The sequence below is a fragment of the Sphingomonas sp. Leaf10 genome, from assembly GCF_001421245.1.
Lineage (GTDB): Bacteria > Pseudomonadota > Alphaproteobacteria > Sphingomonadales > Sphingomonadaceae > Sphingomonas.
Genome location: NZ_LMKE01000034.1, coordinates 125,795 through 148,135, shown reverse-complemented (window position 1 = coordinate 148,135; position 22,341 = coordinate 125,795). Strand labels below are relative to the sequence as shown.

The 22,341-nt window shown below is 65.6% G+C and carries 21 protein-coding genes and 1 pseudogene; 6 read left to right on the top strand and 16 right to left on the bottom strand.

Features of this window, described 5'->3' with window-relative positions:
• The 13 genes and pseudogenes from ASE59_RS20835 to ASE59_RS18395 form a co-directional block, all read right to left on the bottom strand.
• Positions 1 to 458: pseudogene (locus ASE59_RS20835) on the bottom strand (hypothetical protein); the annotation flags it as partial.
• Positions 459 to 490: 32 nt separating this feature from the next.
• Positions 491 to 685 (bottom strand): CsbD family protein, encoded by a 195-nt coding sequence (locus ASE59_RS18450; RefSeq protein WP_056459903.1) that lies wholly within the window; start codon positions 683 to 685, stop codon positions 491 to 493.
• Complete coding sequence (locus ASE59_RS18445) at positions 682 to 2,199, bottom strand: helix-turn-helix transcriptional regulator (RefSeq protein WP_056459900.1); 1,518 nt, start codon at positions 2,197 to 2,199, stop codon at positions 682 to 684. Before ASE59_RS18445 ends, ASE59_RS18450 begins: the two co-directional genes overlap by 4 nt.
• Positions 2,200 to 2,205: 6 nt before the next feature.
• Positions 2,206 to 2,526: a CsbD family protein gene (locus ASE59_RS18440; RefSeq protein ID WP_056459898.1), complete on the bottom strand. Its 321-nt coding sequence runs from the start codon at positions 2,524 to 2,526 to the stop codon at positions 2,206 to 2,208.
• Positions 2,527 to 2,563: 37 nt separating this feature from the next.
• On the bottom strand, positions 2,564 to 2,884 hold the full coding sequence (locus ASE59_RS18435; protein WP_056459894.1) for a hypothetical protein: 321 nt from the start codon (positions 2,882 to 2,884) through the stop codon (positions 2,564 to 2,566).
• Between the two features lie 303 nt (positions 2,885 to 3,187).
• The gene (locus tag ASE59_RS20150) at positions 3,188 to 3,529 is read right to left on the bottom strand and encodes a MarR family transcriptional regulator (protein ID WP_056459890.1); all 342 of its coding nucleotides are present in this window, start codon (positions 3,527 to 3,529) and stop codon (positions 3,188 to 3,190) included.
• On the bottom strand, positions 3,481 to 3,948 hold the full coding sequence (locus ASE59_RS20145) for a hypothetical protein (RefSeq protein WP_056459886.1): 468 nt from the start codon (positions 3,946 to 3,948) through the stop codon (positions 3,481 to 3,483). Before ASE59_RS20145 ends, ASE59_RS20150 begins: the two co-directional genes overlap by 49 nt.
• A 16-nt stretch (positions 3,949 to 3,964) precedes the next feature.
• Positions 3,965 to 4,312 carry a hypothetical protein gene (locus ASE59_RS18420; protein ID WP_056459883.1) on the bottom strand — a complete coding sequence of 116 codons (348 nt, stop codon included), beginning with the start codon at positions 4,310 to 4,312 and terminating at the stop codon, positions 3,965 to 3,967.
• 18 nt (positions 4,313 to 4,330) lie between these two features.
• Positions 4,331 to 4,831 (bottom strand): helix-turn-helix domain-containing protein, encoded by a 501-nt coding sequence (locus ASE59_RS18415; protein ID WP_056459880.1) that lies wholly within the window; start codon positions 4,829 to 4,831, stop codon positions 4,331 to 4,333.
• Between the two features lie 147 nt (positions 4,832 to 4,978).
• Positions 4,979 to 5,242, bottom strand: coding sequence for an I78 family peptidase inhibitor (locus ASE59_RS18410; protein ID WP_056459878.1), 264 nt, complete (start codon positions 5,240 to 5,242; stop codon positions 4,979 to 4,981).
• A gap of 62 nt (positions 5,243 to 5,304) precedes the next feature.
• Positions 5,305 to 5,949: a M10 family metallopeptidase C-terminal domain-containing protein gene (locus ASE59_RS18405; protein WP_056459875.1), complete on the bottom strand. Its 645-nt coding sequence runs from the start codon at positions 5,947 to 5,949 to the stop codon at positions 5,305 to 5,307.
• 68 nt (positions 5,950 to 6,017) lie between these two features.
• Positions 6,018 to 7,850, bottom strand: a complete 1,833-nt coding sequence (locus ASE59_RS18400) for a S8 family serine peptidase (RefSeq protein ID WP_056459872.1) — start codon at positions 7,848 to 7,850, stop codon at positions 6,018 to 6,020.
• 242 nt (positions 7,851 to 8,092) lie between these two features.
• A complete protein-coding gene (locus tag ASE59_RS18395; RefSeq protein WP_056459869.1) occupies positions 8,093 to 10,660 on the bottom strand; it encodes a S8 family serine peptidase in 2,568 nt (855 codons plus the stop codon).
• Positions 10,661 to 11,325: 665 nt separating this feature from the next.
• Between ASE59_RS18395 and ASE59_RS18390 the strand changes: the two genes are divergently transcribed.
• Positions 11,326 to 12,666: a gluconate:H+ symporter gene (locus ASE59_RS18390; RefSeq protein ID WP_056459867.1), complete on the top strand. Its 1,341-nt coding sequence runs from the start codon at positions 11,326 to 11,328 to the stop codon at positions 12,664 to 12,666.
• Between the two features lie 243 nt (positions 12,667 to 12,909).
• On the top strand, positions 12,910 to 15,063 hold the full coding sequence (locus ASE59_RS18385; protein ID WP_056459865.1) for a M3 family metallopeptidase: 2,154 nt from the start codon (positions 12,910 to 12,912) through the stop codon (positions 15,061 to 15,063).
• A gap of 302 nt (positions 15,064 to 15,365) precedes the next feature.
• Here the strand turns inward: ASE59_RS18385 and ASE59_RS18380 are convergent, their stop codons facing one another.
• From ASE59_RS18380 to ASE59_RS18370, 3 genes are all read right to left on the bottom strand, one after another.
• Positions 15,366 to 16,301, bottom strand: a complete 936-nt coding sequence (locus ASE59_RS18380) for a 50S ribosomal protein L11 methyltransferase (RefSeq protein WP_056459862.1) — start codon at positions 16,299 to 16,301, stop codon at positions 15,366 to 15,368.
• Positions 16,298 to 16,993: an SDR family NAD(P)-dependent oxidoreductase gene (locus tag ASE59_RS18375; RefSeq protein ID WP_056459859.1), complete on the bottom strand. Its 696-nt coding sequence runs from the start codon at positions 16,991 to 16,993 to the stop codon at positions 16,298 to 16,300. Before ASE59_RS18375 ends, ASE59_RS18380 begins: the two co-directional genes overlap by 4 nt.
• Positions 16,994 to 17,057: 64 nt before the next feature.
• A complete protein-coding gene (locus ASE59_RS18370) occupies positions 17,058 to 18,407 on the bottom strand; it encodes a methyl-accepting chemotaxis protein (protein WP_235515847.1) in 1,350 nt (449 codons plus the stop codon).
• A gap of 216 nt (positions 18,408 to 18,623) precedes the next feature.
• Between ASE59_RS18370 and sdhC the strand changes: the two genes are divergently transcribed.
• The 4 genes from sdhC (at position 18,624) to ASE59_RS18350 (ending at position 22,305) form a co-directional block, all read left to right on the top strand.
• On the top strand, positions 18,624 to 19,034 hold the full coding sequence (sdhC, locus tag ASE59_RS18365; protein ID WP_056459856.1) for a succinate dehydrogenase, cytochrome b556 subunit: 411 nt from the start codon (positions 18,624 to 18,626) through the stop codon (positions 19,032 to 19,034).
• Positions 19,034 to 19,420, top strand: a complete 387-nt coding sequence (sdhD, locus tag ASE59_RS18360; protein WP_056459855.1) for a succinate dehydrogenase, hydrophobic membrane anchor protein — start codon at positions 19,034 to 19,036, stop codon at positions 19,418 to 19,420. Before sdhC ends, sdhD begins: the two co-directional genes overlap by 1 nt.
• Positions 19,420 to 21,237, top strand: a complete 1,818-nt coding sequence (gene sdhA, locus ASE59_RS18355; protein WP_056459852.1) for a succinate dehydrogenase flavoprotein subunit — start codon at positions 19,420 to 19,422, stop codon at positions 21,235 to 21,237. Before sdhD ends, sdhA begins: the two co-directional genes overlap by 1 nt.
• A 498-nt stretch (positions 21,238 to 21,735) precedes the next feature.
• Positions 21,736 to 22,305, top strand: a complete 570-nt coding sequence (locus ASE59_RS18350) for a hypothetical protein (protein ID WP_056459849.1) — start codon at positions 21,736 to 21,738, stop codon at positions 22,303 to 22,305.
• Positions 22,306 to 22,341 lie beyond the last annotated feature (36 nt).

Genomic DNA, 22,341 nt, shown 5'->3' with positions numbered 1-22,341 from the left:
GAACCGACCGTGCCGACCGCGCTGCCCGCCGTACCGGCGACCGCACCGACCGTGCGGAACGCGCCACCGATGATGCCGCCGACCGCCGAGGTCAGCAGATACAGCGTCAGGATCAGCGTGACGCCCCACACCACCAGCCCATGGACCAGCGCATCGAACCGTTCGGTCACGCCCGAAACGCGGGCCGCAGCATAACCGCCGGCTCCCAGTGCGACGACGGTGGTGATCAGCCAGTAGATGCCGGCGCCGATGCCGAAGCCGGCAGCCCCGGGCGTCGTACCTTCGACCGGGTCGACCATCGTCAGCCCGATGCCGGCGCCGAGAATACCGAGCACCAGCTGTACCGCGACCGCGATCACCACGCCGGCAAAGACCGCGCCCCACGAAATACGGGTCGGTGTCTTGTCGAGTTGAGCGGGGTCGGCCGGCCGATAGCCGGTGTTCAGATTGGTCGCCATGGTTACTCCTGTTGTTACGGATCGCTTGCGGCTCAAGGCCGCGAGGATTTGTCTTTGTCGGCGGCTTCGCCCGCCGCCTTTTCGGCCGAACCATGGGCGCAGGCGGCATCGTCGCCGATCAGCTTGCCGATCGCTTCATGCACCGATCCCTTGGCAGCGCGGACCGACGGCTTGTCGGCAGCGACCGCAGGACCGGTCTTACGATCGGATGGTATCCTGTCGCTCATGCCGCTGCCTCCCGGTCGTTGGTTTCCAGCCGGGTGCCGTCGTCGAAACCACGGTTGCGCGCCCATGCCACCGCCGCGATCCGGCGATTGACGCCGATCTTCGCGTAGATACGGGCGACATGGTTGCGCACGGTGTTGGCCGACACGTCCAGCGTCCGCGCGATCGTCTTGTCGTCCTGTCCCCGACAGATCAGCGCCAGCACGTCGCGTTCGCGCGGGGTCAGGTCGTTTAGGCCGGGACCGGTCTTCTCGCCCTGCGGCGTGCGCAGCCGGGCCAGCTTGTCCATTACCGACCGGCTGAACCAGCTGGTGTCCTTCATCACCGCCTCGATCGCCTCGACCAGTTCGACCTCGGTCGCCTTGCGCTGGGTGATGTCCTGCACCGCCCACAGGATGCAGGCACCGTCGCCCAGCCGGATCGCCTCGGTCGATACGATGCAGTCGAGGATCGCGCCGTCCTTGGCATGGATGCGCACTTCCTCGTCGCGCAGGTCGTGCCCGGCGTCGATCGCCGCCTCGACCCGGCGACGGACCGCCGCATTTTCCCACAGGCCGACCTCGCCCAGCGGGCGGCCGATGATCTCGTCCGGGGAATAGCCCGTCATCTGCGTGAAGCTTGCATTGACCTCGCACAGCAGATGCCCGTCGCGCGCACCGATCGCCATCGGCACCGGCGCCATCTGAAACGTCCGGGTGAAGCGTTCCTCGCTGTGGCGCAGCGCATCCTGCGCACGGCGGCGGGGTTCGAGATCGGCGAAGGTGAACAGCAGGCAGGGTTCGTCGCCCATTTCGATCGGCTGTCCGGCGACGATCACCAGCTTGGTCTCGCCGCCCGGCAGGTCGAGTTCGGCCTCCATCTGCGGGATGGTGCGCCCCTCGGCCAGCCGTTCCTTGGCCAGATCGCGGCGGTCGGCATGGCGCAGGACATCGATGTCGTACACCGTGCGGTCGAGCACCTGATCCCGGGCGTAGCCGGTCATGTCGAGAAACCCCCGATTGACCTTCACGAACCGCAGGTCGCTCAGACGACAGATGACGGCGGGTGCCGGGTTCGCGTTGAACGACTGTTCGAACCGGTCCTCGGCCTCGTACTGCGCGGTCACGTCCTGCACGATCAGCACCAGACAGGCCGGTTCGGCATCGTCGGCATCGTTGAGCACGAGGCTGCGCACCTTGTGCGTCCAGCGCGGCCTGTGCTCACCGGCCACCGTCACCTCGACCACCACTTCCGAAAAGCTGTCGCCCGATACGACCCGGTCGATCGGATAGTCGTCGGCGGACAGGCGGTGGTTGTTGCGATAGTGCAGCTGGAAACGTGACCGATATTCGTCGACGGTCGCGCCCAGATCAGCAAGCTCGCGCACGCCGTGCATCGCCAGCGCGGCGTCGTTCGCCCATAACAGGCTCTGATCGGGATCGATCAGGATCACGCCCTCATCGAGACCAACGATGATCTGCCGCAAATGCCGCAGGTCGGCGGTCTCACGCAGCGATTTGAACGACGCCTTCGTCATGATGGCTCAGTCGTGCCGCCCGTGGATCAGCCAGCCCAGACCATAGCCGAGCGCGATCGCGCCCAGCGCCCATGCCAGCGGCCGATCCTGCGCGGCGCGTACGGTCGTCTCCAGCCGGTCGCGTGCGTCCTTCAGCAGGTCGGGCGCGCTGTCGATCGCGTCGTTCAGGATCGACTTGGCGCGGCCATAGCCATGCTGCGCGCCGCCCGCGACCTGATCGACCACCCCGTCGGCCTGCCAGTCGCGACGGCCGGCGACATCGCCCACGGCCTTTTCGACCTTGCCGGTCGCATAGCGGATACCGCCTTCGAATTCGTCGCTGTTCATCGAATTGCTCCTGTGATTGCGAATGGGAACCGGGGCGTCAGGGGAGGACGTTGCAGCCTGCCGCAGCCTTGCCGACCGCCAGCGGGATCGCCGGGTCCCTCAGTTCGCCCGCGACCCGGATCAGGTCGCCGACGGTCAGGACGCCGGGATTGGGATCGTTCTTGCCATAAGCGGCGGCGGCGCGGCCGAGTTGCTGAAGCTGTCCGAGCGAGAGATCGCCCTGCAGGCGCGTGCCGACGCAATCGGCACGCTGCGTATCGAGACCATAGCGCTGCAACCCCGTAGAGATACGGGTGGCGGGTGCAGCACAGGCCGACAGCGTGGCCGCACCGATCAAGATCAGCGCCAGTGGTTTCATGGTCGGTTCCTCCGACCGGGGCGTAGGGGACGCTTCCGGTTCGGGCGCATCAACCGTCCGAAAGGATTACCGTTCCTGGTATTTCTGCCAGAAGCTGTAGTGGTAAACTACCAATAGTTTTGGCACGCATCCCGACGAACCGTTACAATTTCGACGTCGAGCGGATTAAATTGCGATATTAGACAACGTCTTCAAGCATTTGCTTTGTGCGGCGCCGGAACGGACAGTCGGGCGGGCTTGCCGCCGCTTTCGCCATGATCGTTGCGGAACCGGTTCGAGCGTACGGTATCGCACGCCCGACCGTTACCACAGATCGGCGATCAGCTCGTCCAGCCGCGCCTTGCATTGGCGGGTGAGCGCGATCCAGCTGCGGCGGCCGTCCGACGGATCGGGGCGGCGGACGACCAGCCCGGCCTCCTCCATCAACGCTACCCAGCGCAGCCAGGTCGTCGACGGCACGCGGATCATCGGCGCCACCGCCGATACCGACATCGGCCGCCCTTCCTCCTCGGCGATATAGAGGTGGAACAGCGCGTCATAGACCGGGTCGGTGACCTTCACCGGATAGAGACCGGCGATCCGGTCCTTCATCGCGATCAGTCGGCGGGCGCGGGCGGCGTTTTCCGGCGTCGCGTCCTCGACCATGCCGGATCGTGCCCGTCGCGACGCAGCCGGTGCCGATGGCGCAGCGTCCCCGCGAGGATCAGCATCAGCGTCGGATACGCGCTCATCGCGTGCAGGATCAGATAGACTTCCCGGTACGAGCGCGGAGCGTACCAGATCGCCAGTTGCAGCATCACGCCGACGATCAATATTGCGCTTAGCCATAACGGCCAGAACCTTTCCGCCAGCATCGCCAGCGTACAAATCACCAGAGTCAGGACCAGGTCGACCGCGAAGATGCCGATCTCGCGGCTGGTGAACACGTGGTTGGATGCGACCGCGATCGTGGCGGCAACCGCGAACAGGATCGCGAGCATCGCGATCCGTTCGGGTGCGCCGCCCCGCCACAGCGTCCATACCGAAACGGTCAGCAGCAGCGCCAGATAGAGCCAGGCGTTCACGCGGTCGCCCGATCGGTCAGGCCGCGAGCGGCAGCGGCGACCGCGTCGCCTCGCTGGCACCCGTCGTCGGAAAGACGTCGCCATGCGCAGTCGGGGCGAACAGCGCGTGGTCGACGCCGATCTCGTGCATCCGCTTGTGACAGCGGCCGAGATGCGCGCGCGCTTCGACCGCCAGCATCATCGCCATGGCCGCATCGGTCGCCGGCGCCTGGATCGTGCCGAACTGGAGTTGCAGCTGACCGCGATCGGCGACCAGCGCTTGGATCATCGCGGCGGCCGACACGATCGCATCGTCGTTCGACCGCTCCGCCGTCAACAGCCCATGGGTAATGTCGGTGACCACCGGATGCAGTGGTGTGTGCATGTAACGCCCCTTCGTCGCTCAAGGACGCAGGCTCGCAAAAATCGATACGAGGCCCACGGCAGCGACGACCGACATGGCCAGCGCGGCGCACAGCGCCACCACCAGCCCGACGATCATCAACGTACGACCCCCCGCCCCGAAACGGTGCGGCTCGGTCGTCCGTTCGAGATGGAGCAGCCGGGACAACCATCCCCCCGATCCCTTCTCGACCTGCGGGGCGGATGGTGGCCGGGCCGGCGGGGTCGGCTCAACCCGTTCGAACATACCCCTATCTTCGATGGGGGTGCCGGAAGTCGCTGTTTCGGCAGGAGAAACTGGCATTGCGCCCAGCATCCGCGCCGCTTCCTTGCGGTTGCGCGCCCCCAGTTTCTGACGGGCATCGGCCAGATATCCGTTCACCGTCGCGACCGAAATGCCCAGTTCGGCGGCGATCTGTCCGGTGTCGTAATGCCGCGCCACCAGTTCGAGGCAGCGGCGTTCGCGCGGTGTCAGGCGGGCAAGAGCTTCCGATTCGGTCACAATCGGACCTTTACCGCCATGGCCGACCTTTCCAACGCCCCTGCATATCGATCGCTGGAAAAAGGGCGGAGTCCGGTCCGCGCCGTGCCAACGGACGAGCCGGTTCCGACCTATCGACGGCCCCGATCGATCAACGTCCGGGGCCGATCAACCGCAGCGCGCGGCGATCACCCGGCCATCATCGTCGACCATGATCGTCAGCCGGTCGGGGCGCAGGTCCATGGTCATCGCCTGTCCGCGCCGCACGATGCGGACCTGCCCGGGATGCGCCCGTGCCTGCGCCAGCAGCGCTTCGGGCACCGGCTGGCCACGTTCGACCTGCTCCGCCCCGCAATCGCCCATGCCAAAGGGGTTGCCGGCGCCCGCCAGACCCGCGCCGATCGGGTTCGGCCTGGGATCGAAATCGGTCATGGGCATTGCTCCATCGTTCGAAAGGGGAAGCGCGACCGGTCCTCCCCGGTCGCGCCCGCCGGTCAGCCGATCGGCGTCACGACCGGTTCGTTCAGGACATAGACGTAATAGCCATTCTCCATGCCGGCGAATTTCAGGCCGCTATCGGGATCGATGCCGTCCAGCACCACCTTGTCGCCGTTGCTCGACCGGTCGAGATTGAGGACGCCGTCGGGGCCGAAGGTGATGATGCCGTCGCCGTTGCGATCGCGCAGCGCCGCGGTCAGCATCAGCTTGTCGCCCTTGCCGAAATCGGTGATGCGATCGACGCCCGACTTGCCCTTGTTGTCGAAGAAGAACACGTCGTCGCCGGCACCGCCGGTCAGCAGGTCGTTGTTCCGGCCGCCATCGATCCAGTCATCGCCGGCCCCGCCGTCGAGCACGTCGTTGCCGCCCAGCCCGAACAGCCGGTCGTCGCCACGCATGCCGTACAGCTTGTTCGCGACGCTGTTGCCGGTGACCCGGTCATCGCCGTCGCCGGTCACCGCATTGTCGATCAGCGTCCCGCGTTGCAGGGTGAAGGCGCGGGTGCCGCCGAAGCTCGCCCCGCCGGTGGTGCCGAGGTCGAGCACGACGTCACTCGACACGGCGGCGGCGTTGATCCAGTCATTGCCGCCATTCCGGTCGCTCAGCACCGCACGGTCGGATTCCCCGGCGACTGCCAGCATCGTGAAGAATTCGTCGGTATAGCTGTGAACGTCGTCGTTGGTCGGCGTCGCGCCGTACAGGTCCAGCTTCAGCTGTCGACCGACAGGTCGCTGGTCACGATCGCCGCCTTGCCGTCGCGTTCGGTCGACTGGGCATAGGTCGCGACCTCGATCGTCCACGTCCCCTTGCTTTCCGTCCCCTGAAAGCCGGCGAGGCCGAAGGTGAATTGCTGCTGGCCCTCCGCACCGCTGCGCGTTCCGGGCGGGGCGATGAACGCTTCGGTCCCATCGGGTGCGATCAGCCGGATCTGCGCGCCGGTCAGGTCGGAATCGTAGCTCGACGCGTTGCCGCCATCGGCATCGGCGATGGTCAGCCGGTTGCGGAAGGCGATCGTCAGGTCGACATGTTCGAGGTCGACATTGTCACCGACCTGGAACGTGAAGCGGACCGGGGTCGTCAGGAAATCGGTCTGCGCCTGCCGGCTGACCGCCACCGCCGCCGGATCGCCCAGCGCGGTCAGGCCGACCGCGGTCTCGACCGTCGCATGGACTTCGTTGGCCGACGTCTTGGCCGCGCCGAACAGCGACCACACTTCGGCCATGCGCACCGCCGCATAGGCATCGACCGTGCCATAGCCGTAATCGTTGCTGTAATGCAGCGCGCCGCCATTCACGTTCGCCGATTGTCCGGCCAGTTCGAACTGGCGTTCGTTCATCATCACCGTGCGGTCGGCACCCTGGATGAAGCCGGTATAGGACACCGGCCCGGTATCGAACGCGATCGGCAGCTTGGCCGATTGCGCCAGGATCGTGCGCACGTCGCGCCAGCCGATCTGGTCGTTGGCGTCGAGCATCAGCGCGGCGACGCCCGATACGATCGGCGCCGCCCCCGACGTGCCCCCGAACGCATTGGTATAGTCGGACTTCGCGGCGTCCATGTCCTCATAGGTGCCGATGTCGTTCCACCAGTTGATGCCGGCGTCGCCGAGCAGGTCGGTGGAAACCAGCCCCGTGCCCTGCATGGAGATACGGTCGCTCGACGGGGCCGAGACCATCATATGGGGGCCGGAATTGCTGAAGCTGGAGGCGACGCCGTCGACCTGGCGATAGGCGCCGACGATGATCGTGTGGCGCGTGGTGTCCCCACCCTCGCTCAGGCCGTTGGCGGCGCTGTTGCCCGCCGCCTTTACCGCGATCGTGCCCAGCCCGTCGCGGCCTCCCTCGGCCAGTGCGCTCCAGCCCTTGGCATACATCGATGCCCAGCTGTCCGGATCGGACCGCGACGTTTCGGTCTTGATCGAACTTCCGCCGCCGCCCCAGCTGTTGTTGACGACGTCATACTGGTTCCCCGCCGCCTTCAGCGCTTTCCAGAAATCTTGGCTGTCGACATAGGCCGGCGCCCAGCTGGTATAGATCGGGACCGCGCTCAGCTTCGCGTCATAGGCGACACCGACGCCGCCCCGGTCGTTGCGCTCCGCCGCGATCAGGCCCGACACCGCCGTACCGTGATACGGACCGTCCCAGCTGCCGTCGATCACCCAGCCATCGACGTTCAGATGGTTGCTCGCGTCGTAATTCGCGTCGAGATCCCAGTGCCAACCCTGCGTGCCGTCGTCGAAGACGCCGACCTTCACCCCCTTGCCGGTGAAATCCTGCCAGATCTTCACCATGTCGCCCAAATAGCCGAGATGCCACTGGTCGGCGGTCTCGGTGATGGCGGCGGTCGAATGGACGGTCATGCCCAGTTCGACGGCCTTGCCGGTCTGCGTGTCGAACGACACGTCGCGCGGCGTGGCGATGGTCGCCATCGGCACCATGCCGGCGGCGATCGCGGGCTGCGCGTCGTTCGACAGGGACATGGTGTCGAACAGATCGATCCTGTCGAACGGCGTGGCATAAGCGGGCTTTGTCGTCGGTGTCATCGCTGCATTCCCCCAAACATCGTCGAACGTGAAAAGCGGGTCGTGTCCTGTCGTCCGGCGGCACCCGGGCGGCGGTTCGGACAGGATGGCGCCGGTCGGGCGCGGGTTCGTCGCGGCATCCGGCGCGACGGGGCGGCACCGGCATCGGTCCGCCGGCTTCCCGAGAAAAGCCGCCGGTGCGTCGGGAAGGGCCGCACCGGCAGGGACGTACCCGGGACCGGCCCGGATACGTCAGGGGTGGATCAGCCGAGCGTGTCGGTATGCGTCACGTTCAGGACATAGACGTAATAGCCGTTTTCCATGCCGGCGAACTTCAGCCCGCTCGCCGGGTTGACGCCCTCCAGCATCACCCGGTCGCCCCGGCCCGATGCATCGAGGTTGAGCACACCGTTCGAGGCGAAGGTGATGATGCCGTCACGATTGCTGTCGCGCAGGGCGGCGGTCAGCATCAGCTTGTCACCCGCACCGAAGTCGGTGATGCGATCGATGCCCGACGTGCCCTTGTTGTCGAAGAAGAAGACGTCCTCGCCGGCACCACCGGTCAGGATGTCGTTCCCCTTGCCACCGTCGAGCCAGTCCTTGCCGGCACCGCCGTCCAGCGTGTCGTTGCCGCCCAGGCCGAACAGCTTGTCGTTGCCGCGCATGCCGTACAGCTTGTTGGCGATGCCGTTGCCGTTCAACGTGTCGTTGCCATCGCCGGTCACCGCATTCTCGATCGTGCTGCCGACCTGCAGCGTGAACGCCTTTTTCCCGCCGAAGCTGGTGTCGTTGCCCGCCGTCAGGTCGAGCACGATGTCCTTCGACACGGCGGCGGCGTTGATCCAGTCCTTGCCGCCATTCTGGTCGACCAGCACCGCGCGATCGGATTCGCCGGCGATCGCCAGCATCTTGAAGAATTCGTCGGTATAGGTGTGGACGTCGTCGGTGGTCGGCTTCGCGCCGAACAGGTCCATCTTCAGGTCGTTGACGGTCAGGCTGTTGATCGCTTCCCATGCGCCATTGGCATCGTTGCCCTCGGCACCCCAGGTCGAGATCTGAAGCGTCCAGGTGCCCTTGCTGTCGACGCCGTGGAAACCGGCAAGGCCGAAGGTGAATTCGTCATTCGCCTGTGATGTGCTATAGCCGCGGTCCGATGCCCAGAAGGCTTCGGTGCCGTCGGGTGCAATCAGTTTGATCTGCACGTTGCTCAGCGCGACCGTATAGTCTTTGACGTTGCTGCCCTGAATGACCTTGGTAAGTTCGGTGAAGATCAGCGACAGGTCGACATGCTCGACGTCGATCGATTCCTTGACGTCGAACTGGAAGCTGACCGGCGCCTTCTGGAAGCTGTTGTAGATCGCCATATGGTCGAGATTGTTGTTGCCGGTGCTGGTCGCGGTGATGCCGACCGCGGTCTCTACCGTCACATGCGCTTCGTTGGCGGATGTCTTCGCCGCGCCGAACAGCGACCAGACTTCGGCCATGCGCGTCGCTGCATAGGCATCGACCGCGCCATAGCCATAGTCGTTGCTGTAATGCATCGTGCCGCCGTTCCAGTTGGCGTTGGCACCACCCAGCTTGAATTGGCTTTCATTCATCGGCAGCGTCCTCTCGCGGCCGTCGTTCGAGATCGTAAAGGCGACCGGACCGGTTTCGAACGCCACCGGCATCTTCGCCGATGCGGCCAGGATGTCGCGAACGTCGCGCCAGCCCAGATTCTCGTTGGCGTCGAGCATCAGCGTGACGACGCCCGACACCACCGGCGTCGCAGCCGAGGTGCCGCCGAAATCATTGGTATAGTCGGCGGGCGTGGTGGGATCGACGACCTGGTTGTACCCGCGCAAGCCCAGCAGGTCGGCGTTCACCATCCCGGTGCCGCCCACCGTCAGGAAATCGTTCGAGGGCGCGGACACCAGCAGATAGGGGCCGCAATTGCTGTACAGCGACGCGACCCCATCGACCTGGCGATAGGCGCCGACCGCCACGGTGTGTCGGGTGGTGTTCATGCCGTCGGTGGCGTTATCGACGCTGTCGTTGCCGACCGCCTTGACGAAGATCGTGCCAAGGCCGTCGCGTCCGGTCTCCGCCAGATCCTTCAGGACGTTCATCGTCCCACCCCAACCCACTTCGTAATTGCCGCGCGAAAAGCCGGAGGTGGCAGGGAACATCGGCGGGTAGCCCCAGCTGTTGCTGATGATGTCGAACTTCCCGCCCTGCGAAATTGCCCAGTCGGTGTCCGAGGCCTGCGAATAATAGTCGAAGATGTTCACGCCGGTCATGCTGGCGTCATAGGCGATGCCCATGCCACCCTTGCCGTTGCGGGCCGCGCCGATGATACCGGCGCAAGAGGTGCCGTGCGCGCCATCGGTCTGGTCTTCCGGGAAATAATAGACGGGCTCGCCGCTCAGCACCTTGCCATTGCTGTCGATCAGTTCCTTCGACGTGTCGATATTGGCCTTCAGATCCCAATGCGCGCTTTCGATGCCCTGGTCATAGACGGCGACGTTGACGCCCTTGCCGGTATAGTCGCTCCACACCTTGGCAATGTCGCCCAGATAACGCAGATGCCACTGGCCATAGGCCTCCATATTGCCGTTGCCCGGCGAATACAGGTTCATGTCGAGGGTGATCGGCTTGCCCGTGGTCAGATCGAACGACACGCCGACCGGCGCATTCTTCACGATCTCTCGAAGTTCCGTGGCCGACATGCCGCCGACGTCCATCGGGTCGGCCAAAGTCGAGACATAGGCGGTCTGCGGACTGACCGAACCTGCGCTCTTGGCCGCAGCCAGCGAGGTGGTCGGTGCGGACGTGATCGTCGGTTTCTGCAAAATAGCCCCCTGAAGTCGGCGTTGAAACAATGATGCCCCCGCCCGGTGTCGGCAGGACGCAACTCCCCGACCGACGCGGCGGTCCGCATCGGAAGATCCGTTCGAAATTCATCAGTCTAATGCGCGTTTTGCGAGCCGATGCCCGAATGGTGGTGCATCGGCGCCAGTCACGCTTTCTCGCTTATTGGCAAAGATAGCGACCGCGATCGGCCTTCTCGGCAAATTGGCCGAATATCGTTTATGCAGAATGGTTTGTTTCAATCCTTTCCACTGGTGTAGGGAGGAATGAGTCATTAATGAAACCTTGTGTCAACGGATACGATTGACGGATTCCGGGACTTTTGGCGTCATCTCGCCAATTATTAGTCGGTGCAATCAAGAATTATCGAGGCTTTTCAGCAAGCGGTCGATCTTTAGTACGAGACGCTTTTTTGTAACGGTATATCTACATTTTTTAGTCGGAAGGACTTTGCCACTTTGTTGTGAAGGCTATCGACTTACATTTTTCGGAATTGCCGAAGGCACTCGTTGCACCGATCGTGGCATTTCCGAAACGATCACGTCGTTACCGAGGGTGGTTGATCGCGGTTGACCCGCTCCGCGCGTCGCCTAGTCTGGCGTTGTCAACGCAGCTCCGTTCGGGCGCGCACGGGGGAGGGGACGCGATGATCGAACCATGGCGGACGTTGCTGATCGTCGGCTTGTCGATCGCGGCTGTGGTCGTACTGGTGCTCAGGGTGCGCCTGCCGGCATTCCTCGCGTTGCTGATCGTCGCGCTGGCCACCGGCCTCGCCTTCGGTGCCGAACCGGCCAGGGTGCTGGAGGCGGTGCGCAAGGGATCGGGCGAGGCGCTGGGCTTCGTCGCGGTGGTGATCGGGCTGGGCGCGATGCTCGGCGGGTTGCTGGAGGCGTCGGGCGGGGTGGCGACGATCGCCAACCGCCTGCTCGACCGGTTCGGCGAACGCCGCGCGCCATGGGCACTGACCGCCATCGGCATCATCGTCGGCATCCCGCTGTTCTTCGACGTGGCGTTCATCATCCTCGTGCCGCTGCTCGCCACCCTTTCCCAGCGCGCCGGGCGGCGGGTCATTTACTTCGCGCTGCCGGTGCTGGCCGGACTGATGACGATGCACGCGCTGCTGCCGCCGCATCCCGGGCCGGTCGCGGTCGCCGAACTGCTCGGCGCCGATTACGGACTCCTCGCCGCCTACGGGCTGGTGTGCGGTATTCCGGCGGCGATCCTGGCCGGGCCGGTCTTTGCGAAGCTGGCGCATGGCGCGCCGGGTTTCGGTGCGTTCGCCGCGCCGCCCGCCTTCGACGAGGATGCGCCCCGCCTGTCGCCGCTCGGCTTCGGCTGGGCATTGGTGGGGATGCTGGTGCCGTTGCTGCTGATCCTGACCGCGGCGGTGGCGGGCGTGTTGCTGCCCGACGGCACGCCGCGCGATGTCATCGGCTTTATCGGCCATCCGTTCGTGGCGCTGGTCCTCGCCTGCCTGCTCGTTACCGTGGTGCTGGTGCGCGGCGGGACGGCGATGGCGGTCGCGTCCGACGTGATGACCCGCGCGCTGGCACCGGCCGGACTGATGGTGCTCGTGGTCGGGGCGGGCGCGGCGTACAAGGAGGTGCTGATCCAGTCGGGCGCGGGGCAGCAGGTGTCCGACGTCGTCGCCAGCGCGCAACTGCCGGTGTTGCTCTTCGCTTTCCTGATCGCCGGCTTCGTCCGGCTGGTGCAGGGGTCGGCGACGGTGGCGATGGTGACCGCCGCCGGACTATGTGGTCCGATCGTCGCCGCCGCCGCGCTGTCGCCCGGTCGCATCGCGCTGGTGACGATCGCGATCGGCGCGGGCGCGTCGATTGCCAGCCATGTCAACGACACCGGATTCTGGCTGGTGAAACAGTATCTTGGGCTGACCGAGGCGCAGACGTTCCGCAGTTGGACGATCGCATCGACCATCGCCGGGGTCACCATCTTTGCGGTCGCCGCCGGGCTGTGGCGGTTCGTATGACCTGCGCCGCCACCAATGCTGATAGGGCTATCTCGTCAGCTTGCACCGGGAGACGCCGGTCACGCGCAGCGTGCGTACCGCCGCCTTTTGCTGGTTGCAGTCGAGATGGCACGCGGAGGATTCTGTTCGACCTCGGCAAGTGGACACCGGTAAAGCTCGATCGGACCTAAACCGAATTGCGGACATTGCGGGCCGGCGCGGGTGGTGCGACACAGTCGCCCTCCCTGTATCGATGGAGCCGTCATGCGCCTGTTTCCCGTTACCGCCGCCGCCACGATCCTGATGCTGTCGACCACCGCCATCGCCGCGCCGCTGCCCGCGACCAATCCCTTCGCACGTCCCAGCACGCTGCCGTTCCAGGCACCGCCGTTCAACCGGATCAAGAGCAGCGATTACAGCCCGGCGATCCGCGCCGGCATGGCCGAGCAGCGCGCGGAAATCGCCGCGATCACCCGCGTGCGCAGTGCACCGACGTTCGACAATACGATCGCGGCCATGGAGCGGTCGGGACGCTTGCTCGAACGCGCCAGCCTCGCCTTTTACGGGGTGGTCGGAGCCAATACCGACGACACGCTGCAACGCACCCAGGCCGAACTCGCCCCCGAATTCGCCGCGCATCAGGACGCGATCAACCTCGACCCCGCCTTGTTCGCGCGGGTCAGGACACTCTACGACCAGCGCCAGTCGCTGGGCCTCACCGCCGAACAGTTGCAGGTGCTGACGCTTACCTATCAGGGCATGGTCCGCGCCGGGGCACTGTTGTCGCCCGCCGACAAGAAGACGCTGAGCGGGTATAACGCACAGCTTTCGACGCTGGAGACCGCGTTCCAGCAGAAGCTGCTTGCTGCGGCGAAGGCCGGCGCGCTGGTGGTCGACGACCGGGCGAAGCTCGACGGACTGTCGGAGGGCGAGATCGCCGCCGCGGCCGATGCGGCCAAGGCACGCGGCCTGGCCGGCAAATATGTGCTGACGTTGCAGAATACGACGCAGCAGCCCGAACTGGCGACGCTGAAGAACCGTGCGACGCGCGAGGCGCTGTTCAACGCCAGTTGGACCCGCGCGGCAAAGGGCGATGCCAACGACACCCGTTCGACGATCGTGCAGATTGCGGCGCTGCGTGCGCAAAAGGCGAAGCTGCTCGGCTTCAAGACCTGGGCCGATTATGTGTTGCAGGACCAGATGGCAGAAAATCCGCAGACCGCGCTGGCGTTCATGCAGCGGCTGGGCAAGCCGGTCGCTGCCGAACAGCGGCGCGAGGCGGCGGAGTTGCAGGCGCAAATCGCCGCGACCGGTGGCGATTTCAAACTGAAGCCGTGGGACTGGGATTTCTATTCCGAACAGGTTCGCAAGGCGCGCTACGACCTCAACCAGGACGAACTGAAGCCCTATTTCGAAATCGACAAGGTGCTGACCGACGGCGTGTTCTATGCCGCCAACCAGCTGTACGGCGTGACGTTCAAGCGGCGGACCGACATTCCGGTCTATCAACCCGATGTCAGCGTCTATGAGGTGCTGGAGGCGAACGGCACGCCGGTCGGGCTGATGTATTTCGACCTGTGGAAGCGCGACAACAAGAATGGCGGCGCGTGGATGTCGAACTTCGTCAACCAGTCGAAGCTGCTGGGGACGAAGCCGGTCATCTATAACGTCAGCAACTTCACCAAACCCGCCGCCGGACAGCCCGCGCTCATTAGCTTCGACGACGTGACCACCATGTTCCACGAATTCGGCCATGCGCTGCACGGCCTGTTCGCGAACCAGACCTATCCGAGCATCTCGGGCACCAACACCGCGCGCGATTTCGTCGAATTTCCGTCGCAGTTCAACGAACACTGGGCGCTCGATCCGAAGATCCTGCCGCATTACGCCGTCCATTACCGCACCGGGCAGGTCATTCCGCAGAGCCTGATCGACAAGATCAAGCGCGCCGGCACGTTCAACTCGGGCTATTCGTTCGGCGAGGCGCTGGCCGCCGCCGAGATGGACATGAGCTGGCATTCGCTGACCGCGGCGCAAGGGGTGCAGAACGCCGATGCGTTCGAGGCGAAGGCGCTGGCGGAGACCGGGCTGGACATCGCCGACGTGCCGCCGCGCTATCGTTCGACCTATTTCCTCCACATCTGGGGCAATGGCTATGCGGCGGGCTATTACGCCTATAGCTGGACCAAGATGCTGAGCGCGAACGCGTTCGACTGGTTCGGACGGCATGGCGGCCTGACCCGCGCCAACGGCCAGCGTTTCCGCGACCTGATCCTCTCCAAGGGTCATACCGAGGATTACGCGACCATGTTCCGCAACTTCAACGGCGCCGATCCGCAGGTGGGGCCGCTGCTGCGCGACCTCGGCCTCAACGAAGACGGATCGCGCATCGCGACCGGCGGGACGGCGGCGAAGTAGCGGTCGATCGACGTTCAGCGACGATCGCGAATCTCCGTCATTCCCGCGCAGGCGGGAATCCATAACCGCCGACGTTTCGGTTGAATCCGCGAGGCTGGCGCATATGGACTCCCGCCTCCGCGGGAGTGACGATTGCAGATGGCGCAGTCATCCCGCGTCCAGGGAGCGGAATGCCGATCGGCCCGAGTGGTCGTGTGCCCGATCCGGTGTGGCTTAATCGGATCGGGCGGCGTTGCGTCAGGGCTGTCCCACCGCGATGCGCTGACCGACCGGCACCCGGCCGCACAACGGCGCCAAGTCGTTCAGAGGTCCAGCGCCCAGCCGTCGCGCCCCTTCGGATCGATCGGCTTGGTCGGCACGAACCGCTCCGCTCCGGCCGTCAGCCGCAACACGCTCCAGTCGCCGCGCCGGTCGACTTCCTCGAGCGTACAACCGCATGCCGAATAGGCGGCGACCACATCGCCGCGCTGCGTCTCCAACAATCCGGCCAGCACGATCGTCGCCCCCGGCGCAGCGATCGCTGCCACCTCGGGTGCCATCGAGATCAGCGGCCCCGCCAATATGTTGGCGATCAGCAGGTCGTAGGGCGCCGCCGCCGTGATCGCGTCGGACAACGCCCCGTCCGCGACGACCAGTTCGACCGCCTCGACCCCGTTCAGCCGCGCATTCTCTGCGGTCACGTCGATCGCCACCGGATCGATATCGGTCGCGATCACCCGCGCTTCCGGCCACAATTCGCGCGCCGCGAACGCCAGCAGCCCGGTGCCGGTCCCCAGATCGATCGCGTTGCCGAACGTCTCGCTTGCCAGCCGGTCGAGCATCGCCAGACAGCCGCTGGTCGTTTCGTGATGGCCGGTGCCGAACGCGCGCCCGGCATCGATCAGGAATGCCCGCTTGCCCGCCGGCACCTCGCCGCTCTGCGCGGCGGTATGGACATGGAAGCGCCCGACCGACAGCGGCTCCAGCCCCGCCTGGCTCATCGTCACCCAGTCCTCGTCGCCCAGCGCCTCGATCTGCGGCACCCGCCCGGCGGCATTCGGCACCAGCGCGGTGATCGCGGCGATGGCGGCATCGTCCGGCTCCGCCTCGAAATAGGCGTCGAGGCGCCATGTCTCGGTATCGTCCTCGACCGTCTCGGTCGTCATCAGCACCGGCGCGGGATCGATTCCGAAATCCTCCGCCGCATCGATCGCCTCGGCCTCGGCGCGGGTGCAGGGCAGGGTCAGTTTCCAGCTCATCGGACATAGCTCGCGCCGTTGACGTCCAGCACCGCGCCGGTCATCGATTCGGGGGCATCGGTCGCGCAGAACGCCGCCATCACCGCCACCTCGTCGGGCATCGCCACCCGGCCGAGCGGAATGTCGGCCAGCAGCTTGTCGCCGCCGCGACTCGCCACATAGTCCTCGGCCATGCCGGTCATGGTGAAACCGGGGCAGATGGCGAAGGCGAGGATGCGGTCCCTGGCATAGGCGCGGGCGATGGTCTTGGTCATCGCGACCATGCCCCCCTTGGCGGCGGCGTAATGCCAGTGCGCCGGCGAATCGCCCCGGTGCGCGGCACGGCTGGCGATATTGACGATGCGACCGGGAAGCCCCTGTTCCTGCCAATGGCGCACCCCCAGCCGGCTGAGTTCGGCAGCGGCGGTCAGGTTGATGCGCAGCGTCCGCTCCCATCCCGCGACCCAGTCGTCGTCGGACTGGTCGATCGGGTTCGCTTCGAACACGCCGGCATTGTTGATCAGGACGTCGATCCGGCCGTCCAGCCGGTCGAGCGCACGCCGCCACAGGTCGGCGGGTGCGGCGGGATCGGCGAAGTCGGCAGGAAGGTCGCCGCCGGTCGATTGCACGGCAAGGGTGTGGGCGTCGCGCAGGCGGTCGGCGATCGCCGCACCGATCCCGCGCGATCCGCCGGTCAGGAGAATATGGGCCATGTTCCGCCGTGTAGGCGGCGGCGCGGCGGTGGGCAACGGGGCGTGCGGTCGGCCCGCCGGTCCCCTACGCCGCGACCTTGCCGATGAAATCGACCGTGCTGGTCTTGAGCGACCCGAGTTCGCCGTCGAGCGAGTTGAATCCGTCTCCCACACGGTCGATTTCCGACGCGACCGTTTCGGTATCCTCGCGGATCGTGGCGATGGTCGACGACATCGAATCGGCGGCCAGTGCGGTTTCGTCGACGGCGGCGGTGATCGCGGTCACCGTCTGCGCCTGTACCTCCATCGCGCCGCGAATGCGGTTGGCGCTTTCCTGCACCTCGCTGACGGTCGCGCGGATTGATGCGTTGGTTTCGACGGTCGAGCGGGTTGCCGCCTGGATCGCGGCGATCTTGGCGGCGATGTCGTCGGTCGCGCGGGCGGTCTGGCTGGCAAGGCTCTTCACTTCCTGCGCCACCACCGCGAAGCCGCGACCGGCATCGCCGGCGCGGGCCGCCTCGATCGTGGCGTTCAGCGCCAGCAAATTGGTCTGCCCGGCAATGTCGCGGATCAGGCCGAGGATCGATTCGATCGACTTGGCATGGTCCGACAGCGTTTCCGACATGCCGACGGCGGTTCCCGCCTGTATCGATGCGCGGGTCGCGATCTCGGCGGCGGCTTCCACTTCGGTCCGCGCATCCTCGATCGCGCGGATCAGGCCCGCTGCGGTCGCGGCCGCCTCGCGCATCGCGACCGCCGACTGTTCGGCGGCGGCGGCGACTTCGGACGCCTTGCCCAGCATCCCGCGCGCGCTGGCCGAGGTGCGGGTGGCATGGACGCGCAGCGAGTCGCTCTCGCGGCTGGCCCGCTCGACGGTCGCGCCGATATTGTCGCGGAATTCATGCGCCAGCCGGTCGCGCGAGTCCTGCAGGGCATATTGCGCATAGGCATTATAGAGCGACACGAACACTTCGCATTCGATCGAGCGCAGCCGGAACAGCAGTTCGGCGGCATCGCGGAACCCGGCCTCGTCGGCAATCCCGCGGCGCAGAACGTCGAGCAGCGCCCGCGCCCCCGCATCGCCCATCGACAGGATCGCGGTCAGCGGCACGTCGTTCGAAAACGCCCGCGCAATCGTCCGTTCGCACGATTCGACCCAGGCAAGGCCGGTCAGGTTGGTGAAGCGGTTGCGCAGATACGTGACGCCCAGCTCGATCATCCGCTCGTAATCGGCCGACATGCTGTTGCGCCCGCCGACTTTCTGCGACTGATCGAAATGCGCAGCGGCGACGAGTCGCGCCTCCGGCTCAATCACCCGCCACAGCGCGCGGGCGGCGTCGACATCCGCCGACGAAATGTTGAACAGATGAAGGCGTTCCTGCAAATCGATCGTCCGGCTGACGCTCTCGGCTGCCGGCAGTGTCTTCGTCGCCACGGTGCGAATCCCCTGTTCCCCTTGCGCGACTGGCCTGCTGTGCCGATGCGCAGCCTGTGGGGTAACGTGCAGGCGTTAACAGTCCGTTGACCACCCGCATTGCCGAAACGCCTTTCGCGGATGCACACTTGCATCGGCGGGTGGGGTGCGTAGATAGGCCACAATCGCTGGAAGACCGCATATGCGCGCGGTCGCACTGCCTGAGGAACGCCCGACTTGGCCCTGGTCCGCCCCAAAGCCCGCCCGACATCGCCACATCTTCAGATCTGGCGCTGGGGCCCGAACATGCTGGTGTCGATCCTGCACCGCGCCACCGGCGTTGCCATGGGCACCGTCGGCCTCGCGCTGTTCGTGTGGTGGCTGGCGGCGCTTGCCGGGGACGAGGACAGCTATGCGCGGTTCCTGTCGTGGTTCACCGGGCCGTTCGCGATCGTCGGCTACGTCGTCGGCATCGGCCTCAGCTTCGCGCTGTTCCAGCATATCGGCAACGGCGTGCGCCATTTCTTCATGGATATCGGCGCCAATTTCGAACTGAACAGCAACCGCAAGACGGCGATCGGGACGATCGTCTTCGCCGCCTGCGCCACCGCGGCGCTGTGGGCATGGCTGCTGGTGGGGAAGCAGTAATGGGTAACGGAACCAGCATCGGTCGCGTTCGCGGCCTCGGCTCGGCAAAGGCCGGCGCGCATCATTTCTGGCATCAGCGGCTGACTGCCGTCTCCAACCTCGTGCTGATGGTCTGGCTCGTGCTGTCGCTCGCGATGCTGCCCGCCTATGACTATGACACCGTCTATGGCTGGGTGTCGTCGGCATGGGGCGCGGTGCCGCTGCTCCTGCTCGCCACCTCGGTCTTCTACCATGCCAAGATGGGGTTGCAGACCGTGATCGAGGATTACCAGCATGACGAAACGCGTGTCGTCGCGCTGGTCGTGCTGAACCTCGTCTATGGCGCAGGCTGGTTGCTCGCCGCCTTCTCGATCCTCCGTATCGCTTTCACCGGGACGCCCGAATAATGGCCACCGACGCTTACAAGATCATCGACCACACCTATGACGTCGTCGTCGTCGGTGCGGGCGGCTCGGGCCTGCGTGCCACCATGGGCAGCGCCGAAGCCGGGTTGAAGACCGCCTGCATCACCAAGGTGTTTCCGACCCGGTCGCACACCGTGGCCGCACAGGGCGGCATCGCTGCATCGCTCGGCAACAACACGCCCGATCACTGGACGTGGCACATGTACGACACGGTCAAGGGCTCCGACTGGCTCGGCGACCAGGACGCGATCGAGTACATGGTCCGCGAAGCGCCTGCGGCCGTCATCGAGCTGGAACATGCCGGCGTACCGTTCAGCCGGAACGAGGACGGGACGATCTACCAGCGTCCGTTCGGCGGCCACATGCAGAATATGGGCGAAGGCCCGCCGGTGCAGCGCACCTGCGCCGCCGCCGACCGTACCGGCCACGCCATGCTCCACGCGCTGTACCAGCAGTCGCTGAAGTACGACGCCGACTTCTTCGTCGAATATTTCGCGCTCGACCTGATCATGGAGGACACGCCCGAGGGCAAGGTCTGCCGTGGCGTGATCGCGCTCTGCATGGAAGACGGATCGATCCACCGCTTCCGCGCCCATTCGGTGGTGCTGGCGACCGGCGGCTATGGCCGCTGCTATTTCTCCGCGACCTCGGCACATAGCTGCACCGGCGACGGCGGCGGCATGGTGCTGCGCGCCGGCCTGCCGCTGCAGGACATGGAATTCGTGCAGTTCCACCCGACCGGCATCTACGGCGCGGGCGTGCTGATCACCGAGGGCGCACGTGGCGAGGGCGGGTACCTCACCAACAAGGATGGCGAGCGGTTCATGGAACGCTACGCCCCCTCGGCCAAGGATCTCGCCTCGCGCGACGTCGTCAGCCGGTCGATGGCGATGGAAATGCGCGAAGGGCGCGGCGTCGGCAAGGACGGCGACCATATCTTCCTGCACCTCGACCATATCGATCCCAAGGTGCTGGCCGAACGCCTGCCGGGCATCACCGAAACCGGCAAGATTTTCGCCGGCGTCGACCTGACCCGCCAGCCGCTGCCGGTGACCCCGACGGTCCATTACAATATGGGCGGCATTCCGTGTAACTATCACGGCGAAGTCGTGACCAACCGGGACGGCAACCCGGACTCGGTCGTGCCGGGGCTGTTCGCGGTCGGCGAAGCGGCCTGCGTGTCGGTGCACGGCGCCAACCGCCTCGGCTCCAACTCGCTGATCGATCTGGTCGTGTTCGGCCGCGCGACCGGCCTGCGGCTCAAGGAAACGCTGAAGCCCAACACCCCGCACAAGGCACTTCCGGAGGGTTCGGCCGACCTCGCGCTCGCCCGCCTCGACAAGTTCCGCAATGCCAGCGGCAGCAAGCCGACCGCGCAGATCCGCCTCGACATGCAGAAGACGATGCAGAAGCACTGCGCCGTGTTCCGCGACGACGCGCTGCTGAACGAAGGCGTGACGATGATGAACGACATCTATGCGTCGTTCGCCGACGTAAACGTCACCGACCGCTCGCTGATCTGGAACACCGATCTGGTCGAGACGCTGGAACTGGACAATCTGCTGGCGCAGGCGATGGTGACGATCAAATCGGCGCAGAACCGCAAGGAAAGCCGCGGCGCGCACGTGAACGAGGATTTCCCCGATCGCGATGACGCCAACTGGATGAAGCACACCATCGCGACCTTCGACGGTTGGGGCGGCAAGCTCGGCACCACCGCGATCGATTATCGCCCGGTGCACGACTACACGCTCACCGACGAGGTCGAATATATCAAGCCGAAGAAGCGGGTATATTGAGCCTGTTTTCAATGCGTTGAAGGAGGGGCGATTGGTGCGAACCGGTCGCCCTTTTCGTTGCGACGGGCGGGACTAAGACGTCAGATCGTGCGGAGGACGTGAAGAAGAAGTTTAGGGGTTCGCGCGGAGGCGCGGAGACGCGGAGGCGGTGTGCCAGCGGCACCGTCTCGCACCAAACCTTGCGCCCTTCGTCACCCCAGCGAAGGCTGGGGTCTCCCTGCGACTCCTGCCTCGCCAGATCGATAAAGACCCCGGTCTTCGCCGGGATGACGGAAGCGACCGGCAGACCTTTCCCGCGCTAGACGATGCATCCCCCTGCGCGGCAGCGCGCATCGGCAACCGTGCATGCAACCCCTCCACGCCTCCGCGTCTCCGCGCGAACTTCTAAACTTCTTCTTCGCGCCCTTCGCGCCTTCGCGTGAATCAATTCTTGCGAACCCGGAACATAATCCCGCTTCCCCCGGTTCCGCCGCCGACCACCACAGGGGAACTCCCGTCATGCCCGACACCAACGTCAACGATTACCCGCTGCTCGCCCGCCCCCACGTCCATCTCGCCGGCCCGGTCGACCATGCGATGTACGAAAGCTTCCGCAACCAAGTCATCAACGCTCCCGCCGAAGGCCCGCTGGTCGTGTCGATTTCAACGCTGGGCGGCGACCCCGAAGTCGCCCGCGCGATGGGCGACGATATCCGCCTGTTGCGCGACTATACCGGCCGCGAGGCACTGTTTTTGGGCAAGGTCGCGGTCTATTCGGCCGGCTCCACCTTCATGTCGGCCTTCCCGGTCGACAAGCGTTTCCTGACCAAGGGCACGCGCCTGATGCTGCACGAGCGGCAGATGACCAGCACCATCGAACTGTCCGGTCCGCTGAAAATGCTGGTCGCGACGCTGAAGGCGAAGCTGCACGAGATCGAAACCTCGGTAGAAATCGAGGAAGAAGGCTTCCGCGACATCGTCGCCGGGTCGCAGGTCCCCTTCGAGGAACTGGTGCAGAAGGCCCCGGCCAACTGGTATATCGGCGCCGACGAAGCCAAGGCGCGCCGTCTGGTCCTCGACGTAATCTGACACCTCTCCCCTCCCTGACAAGGGAGGGGCCGGGGG